Source organism: Brevundimonas sp. EAKA (assembly GCF_000698025.1).
Classification (GTDB): Bacteria; Pseudomonadota; Alphaproteobacteria; order Caulobacterales; family Caulobacteraceae; genus Brevundimonas; species Brevundimonas mediterranea_A.
Genome location: NZ_JMQR01000164.1, coordinates 1 through 5,409, shown reverse-complemented (window position 1 = coordinate 5,409; position 5,409 = coordinate 1). Strand labels below are relative to the sequence as shown.

At 66.4% G+C, this 5,409-nt stretch carries 6 protein-coding genes; all 6 read right to left on the bottom strand.

Features of this window, described 5'->3' with window-relative positions; all coding sequences use genetic code 11:
* Positions 1 to 106: 106 nt before the first annotated feature.
* Positions 107 to 1,891: an acyl-CoA dehydrogenase C-terminal domain-containing protein gene (locus tag ER13_RS15735; protein ID WP_035310776.1), complete on the bottom strand. Its 1,785-nt coding sequence runs from the start codon at positions 1,889 to 1,891 to the stop codon at positions 107 to 109.
* A 3-nt stretch (positions 1,892 to 1,894) separates the two neighbouring features.
* Complete coding sequence (locus ER13_RS15730) at positions 1,895 to 2,374, bottom strand: MerR family DNA-binding transcriptional regulator (protein ID WP_008261152.1); 480 nt, start codon at positions 2,372 to 2,374, stop codon at positions 1,895 to 1,897.
* Between the two features lie 180 nt (positions 2,375 to 2,554).
* A complete protein-coding gene (locus tag ER13_RS15725) occupies positions 2,555 to 2,971 on the bottom strand; it encodes a DoxX family protein (RefSeq protein ID WP_008263834.1) in 417 nt (138 codons plus the stop codon).
* Positions 2,972 to 3,174: 203 nt separating this feature from the next.
* Positions 3,175 to 3,396, bottom strand: coding sequence for a helix-turn-helix transcriptional regulator (locus tag ER13_RS15720; protein ID WP_035310774.1), 222 nt, complete (start codon positions 3,394 to 3,396; stop codon positions 3,175 to 3,177).
* A 10-nt stretch (positions 3,397 to 3,406) separates the two neighbouring features.
* Positions 3,407 to 3,925 carry a DUF2975 domain-containing protein gene (locus ER13_RS15715; RefSeq protein WP_035310772.1) on the bottom strand — a complete coding sequence of 173 codons (519 nt, stop codon included), beginning with the start codon at positions 3,923 to 3,925 and terminating at the stop codon, positions 3,407 to 3,409.
* A 118-nt stretch (positions 3,926 to 4,043) separates the two neighbouring features.
* A partial coding sequence (locus ER13_RS15710; protein ID WP_035310769.1) for a protein adenylyltransferase SelO family protein occupies positions 4,044 to 5,409 on the bottom strand: 1,366 nt, incomplete at its 5' end.

Sequence of the window (5,409 nt, the reverse complement as noted above, 5' to 3'; positions counted from 1 at the left end):
GGCAGGGTGAGCGGGCTCGGTCTTTGTGTCGCCGAGCCCTCCCCACCCGGTCGTCGCTGCGCGTCGACCGCCCTCCCCCGAGGGGGAGGGAGAGGTTAGCGCCGGCTCAGAACGCCTCGGCCGGCATGGCCATCAGCACGTCCGCGCCGGTCTTCAGCTTGGCCAGATGGGCGCCGGCGTCGGGCAGGATGCGCTCGACGAAGTAGCGGCCGGTCTGGAGCTTGGTGGCGTAGTAGGGGTCGGTCGAGCCGGACTCGACCTGGGCCTGGGCGACCTTGGCCATCTGGGCCCACATATAGGCCAGCGCCGTCAGGCCGAAGACGTTCAGATAGTCGGTCGAGGCGGCGCCTGCGTTGTCCGGGTTGGCCATGCCGTTCTGCATCAGCCACATGGTGCCTTCCTGCAGCTTCTTCTTGGCGTCGGCCAGGCCGTCGACGAAGGGCTTGATCGCCTCGTTCGCGCCGTTCTCGGCCACGAAGGCGTCGATCTCGCCGAACCAGGTCATGATGGCGCGGCCGCCGTGGGCCGGCAGCTTGCGGCCGACCAGGTCCAGCGCCTGGATGCCGTTCGTGCCCTCGTAGATCATGGTGATGCGGGCATCACGCAGATACTGGCTGGCCGGGAAGTGTTCGGTATAGCCCGAACCGCCGTGGACCTGCATGGCCAGAGAGGCGACGTGGAAGCCCTTGTCGGTCAGATAGGCCTTCAGCACGGGCGTCAGCAGGCCCATGTAGTCCTTGGCCTTGGTCGCGACGGCCTCGTCTTCCGACTTCTCCAGATCGGCGTGCAGGGCGGTCCACAGGATGAAGGCCTGGCCGCCTTCGACGAAGGCGCGGGCCTCCAGCAGCATGCGGCGCACGTCGGGGTGGACGATGATCGGGTCGGCCGGGCCTTCGGGGTTCTTGGGTCCGGTCAGGCTGCGGCCCTGCAGGCGGTCCTTGGCGAACTCGGCGGCGGCCTGATAGGCGGCGGTGCCGATGGCCAGGCCCTGCAGGCCGGTGCCCAGGCGGGCCTCGTTCATCACCACGAACATGTTGTTCATGCCGCGGCCTTCCTCGCCCAGCAGCCAGCCCTTGGCGCCGTCATACTGCATGACGCAGGTGGCGTTGCCGTGGATGCCCATCTTGTGCTCGAGGCCGGCGCATTCGAGGGTGTTGCGCTCGCCCAGCGAGCCGTCCTCGTTGACCAGATATTTGGGCACGACGAACAGGGACAGGCCCTTGATGCCCGGGACCGCGCCTTCGATGCGGGCCAGAACCGTGTGGATGATATTGTCCGAGAAGTCATGCTCGCCGGCCGAGATCCAGATCTTCTGGCCGGTGATCGAATAGGAGCCGTCGCCGTTCGGCACGGCCTTGGTGCGGACCATGCCCAGGTCCGTGCCGCACTGGGGCTCGGTCAGGTTCATGGTGCCGGACCATTCGCCCGACACCATCTTGGGCAGGTATTTGGCCTTGATCTCGTCCGAGGCGCTGGCGTGGATGCCGGCATAGGCGGACGACGTCAGGCCCGGATACATGGAGAAGGCCGCCGAAGCGCCGGCGGTCATCTGACCGAAGGCCGAGGCGACGATGCTGGGCATGCCCTGGCCGCCGTAGGCCGGATCGGCGGCCAGCGCCATCCAGCCGGCTTCAGACATGGCCTTGTAGGCTTCCTTCCAGCCCTTGGGACCGGTGACGACGCCGCCCTCGGACCAGTGGCAGCCTTCCTTGTCGCCCGGATTGTTGATCGGGGCGATGACCTCGTCGGCGAACTTGCCGCCTTCTTCCAGGATCTGGCCGACCAGGTCCGAAGACACGTCCTGGAAGCCGGGCTGGTTGGTGTAGCGGTCGATCTCCAGCACTTCATTCAGGATGAAGGTGAAATCGCGGACGGGCGACTTGTAGGCCATGGGTCAGGCTCTCGCTTTGAAGGGGTGATGGTCGTGGTTGAGGCGTGCGCGCAGCAGCTTCTCATAGTCTTCCGCGCCGGGCAGCAGGTCCGGCCGGTGTTCGCCCAGCTTGGACTCCATCCAGGCGCAGGCGTCTTCCGCCGTCTGGATGGCGCCTTCGATGTCTTCCAATTGCTGCTTCAGGGCGGCGATCTGGGCGCGGTGGCGTCTCAGGGCCACCGCCATCTGGTGGACGTTGTGATCCTTGCGGTCATACAGGTCCAGCATCTCCTGGATTTCCTGCAGGGTGAAGCCGATGCGGCGGCCTCTCAGGATCAGTTTCAGCCGCGCGCGGTCGCGGGAATCATAGACGCGCGTCTGTCCCTTGCGGGCCGGCGTCAGCAGACCCTTGTCCTCGTAGAATCTGAGGGCGCGGGCCGTGGCGTCGAACTCGCGGCACAGCTGGCGAATGGAATAGGTGCGGTGATCGTCGGCGGTGGCCATGCGGGCACCATAACTTTACGTGCGCGTAAAGGAAAGGCTTTACGTGCGCGTAAGGGTAAGCTTTCGCCGAGATGGACGGCAGGCAAAGAAAAGCCCGGAGCCAGGGGGGAGAAGGCTCCGGGCGCGACACACCGGGACAGGAGGGGGAGAGGGTCCCGGCGATCGATCTTCAGGGGCGGGTCAGGCCGTGCGGCGACCCAGCAGAACCGGGATGGTGAAGCCCAGCAGAATGAGGTTGACCACGGCCAGGCCGATGTCCTGGCTGAGGGCGTGGATGATCAGCATGGTCGATTCCAGCACGATCAGGCCGGCGGCCGAGGTCAGCAGCAGGGGGCGGCCGACGCGCCAGGAGATCAGCGGGGCCAGAACGCCCAGCGCCAGCACCAGCTCGACCACGCCCATGCCGCGCACCATGTTCTCGGGCGCGACGGCGGGCCAGCCCATCAGGGTGATGAGGTTGGTCATCGGCTCCGTCAGCTTGGCGTAGCCGGCGGCGATGAAGAACATCGCGATCCAGCCCTGCAGCGTCCACAGGGTGATGTTCTTGTAGGCGGCGCGGCTGCGGGCCTGGGCGACGGGCAGATGGGTTGTGGTCATCGGGAGGGGCCTGATTGGTAACAGTTGCGATATCGGATTGAGCGGCTCCGTTCGCAAGGGGGTATCTAGAGGCCCTTTCGTCATTTGTCATCACGCGATGACATCAATTGATGACATCAGCTGATGACTTTGTGTTTCAGGGGCGGCGCGAGTGGCCCGATTCGCGCCGCCCCTGCAACGGGTTCTGACGATATTTCGGCCGATCAGGGTTCATCCGATTGGGGCCCCGGCGTCTGGACGATCAGGTCGCCGGGCTGGCAGTCCAGTTCGCGACACAGGGCGTCCAGGGTGGAGAAGCGGACGGCGCGGGCCTTGCCGGTCTTGAGGATCGACAGATTGGCCAGGGTGACGCCGACGCGGTCGGACAGTTCGGTCAGGGACATGCGGCGTTCGAGCAGCAGCCGGTCCAGCTGGATCATGATCATGGCGCGCCTCTCAGACCGTGGTCAGCTGTTCGTCGCGCATGGCCGACCCCTGGCGGAAGACCTCGGCCAGGATGAAGACTACCAGTATGCCCAGCCAGGATCCGAGGTCGAAATCATAGTCGGAAGCCGACTGGCCGATGGCCTGGGGGGCGACGATGGACAGCATCAGGGCGGTCAGCTGAATACCCAGCAGGCCGAAACCCACGGCCTGGAGCCGTTTGACATTGGCGAACTCGAAGGCGTCGCCCTGGTTCACCGAAAGCAGGATGCGCCGCAGCCGGTTGATGATCCACCAGGTGAAGCCGCAGGCGAGGAAGGCGCCTAGCAGGGTCAGGCGGCCGGTCAGCTCGTAGTTTCCGTCAGGATCCGTCGCCCCATCGCGCAGCGCGTCCATCCAGTCGACGCCGATGATCATGCTGGCGACTAGGAGGACGCCCGCGGCGACTGCTCCGATCATGACGAAGACGTTGAAGAAGCCCAACAGCCAACGCAGTGCGCTGGCGGCCGAATATTTGCCCACGAGTTTCATCCTATAGCCTCCATCTGGGTCGCCCTCCGCGACACCTTAGTGACTATCGATATGGCCTTATCGATAAACAGACAAGAACATTATCGATAAACGAGATGAAGCTTTCGTAAGGTTCGGCTCAGGCGGTGAAGCCCCAGGCGGTGCGCGCGGCCTCCAGCCGCGCCAGCTTGGCCTGGAACGGCCCCCAGTCGTCGGCGGCGTCGATGGCGGCCCATATCGCCTCGACCTCGTTGATCAGCATCTCCTCCGGCTCGCGGGCGGCGAACATGGGATGTTCCAGCCGTTCGATCCGGTCGGGCTCATGTTCCATCAGGGCGAAGCGGAAGACGTCGAAGGCCTCGCCCTGGTACAGTCTGGCGCGCGGCCCCGACAGGGCGCGGGCCGAGGAGGCGAAGCCGCCGAACCAGTCGAAGAACAGAGGCTCCCACCGCAGGGCCTCGCCGCCTTCGCGCAACAGGGCCAGGGTCGCATCGACCAGCCGCTGGTCCGCCGCCTCGCCCAGGCTGAGCACGCCCAGCCGCATCAGGAAGGCGGCGCGCAGTTCGCGGATATAGGCCGGGCCGAAGCTGTTCAGTGCGTCGGTCAGGGGCTCGGCCCCGGCGACCAGTTTCAGACAGCCGGCCAGTTGCGTCAGGTTCCAGAACACCGCCTCGGGCTGGCGCGCGAAGGCGTAGAGGCCGGTCTGGTCGAAATAGGCGGCGGTGAAGGCCGGGTCGTATTCGGGCAGGAAGCGCCAGGGGCCATAGTCGAAACTCTCGCCCGTGACGTTCAGATTGTCGGTGTTCAGCACGCCATGGACGAAGCCGGCCGCGATCCAGCGGGCGGTCAGTCGGGCCGAAGCCTCGACGACGGCGCGCAGCAGGCCGGGCGCGTCCCCGGCGGCGACCGTCGGGTGATAAAGAGTGCGGACGTGTTCGATCAGGGTCTCGATCTGATCGGCGCGACCCAGATAGGCGGCGCGCTGGAAGGTTCCGAAACGGATATGGGAGTGGGACAGGCGCACCAGCACGGCCGAACGAGTCGGCGACGGCTCGTCCCCCCGCTCCAGCGCCTCGCCAGTCTCGATCAGGGAGAAGGCCCGGCTGGTGGGGACGCCCTGGGCCTCCAGCATCGACGCGGCCAGCACCTCGCGCATCCCGCCCTTCAGCGTCAGTCGCCCATCGCCGCCGCGCGACCAGGGCGTCTGACCCGAGCCTTTTGTTCCCAGGTCGAGAAGTCGACCTGGGGCGCTATCACTCCCGACGCGGTCGCTCGTTGCCTGAGCGCGCGGGGTTTCGCGCATCTGCGCCGCCAGGAAGCCGCGCCCATCGCCCAGGTCGGGATTGTACTGGCGGAACTGGTGCCCGTGATAACGCATGGCCAGGGGGCCGGGCTGACCCGGCAGGGGCGCGAACCGGCCGAAGGCGGCGATCCATTCGGCGTCGCTCAGCCCCTCCAGCCCCACATCCGCGGCGGCGCGGTCGTTGCGGAACCGCAGCACGGCC

What these genes read in the sequence shown, in the direction of transcription:
- ER13_RS15720 (WP_035310774.1), bottom strand. Translation starts at nt 3,396, where the DNA reads ATGATCATGATCCAGCTGGACCGGCTGCTGCTCGAACGCCGCATGTCC.
- ER13_RS15735 (WP_035310776.1), bottom strand. Translation starts at nt 1,891, where the DNA reads ATGGCCTACAAGTCGCCCGTCCGCGATTTCACCTTCATCCTGAATGAA.
- ER13_RS15725 (WP_008263834.1), bottom strand. Translation starts at nt 2,971, where the DNA reads ATGACCACAACCCATCTGCCCGTCGCCCAGGCCCGCAGCCGCGCCGCC.
- ER13_RS15730 (WP_008261152.1), bottom strand. Translation starts at nt 2,374, where the DNA reads ATGGCCACCGCCGACGATCACCGCACCTATTCCATTCGCCAGCTGTGC.
- ER13_RS15715 (WP_035310772.1), bottom strand. Translation starts at nt 3,925, where the DNA reads ATGAAACTCGTGGGCAAATATTCGGCCGCCAGCGCACTGCGTTGGCTG.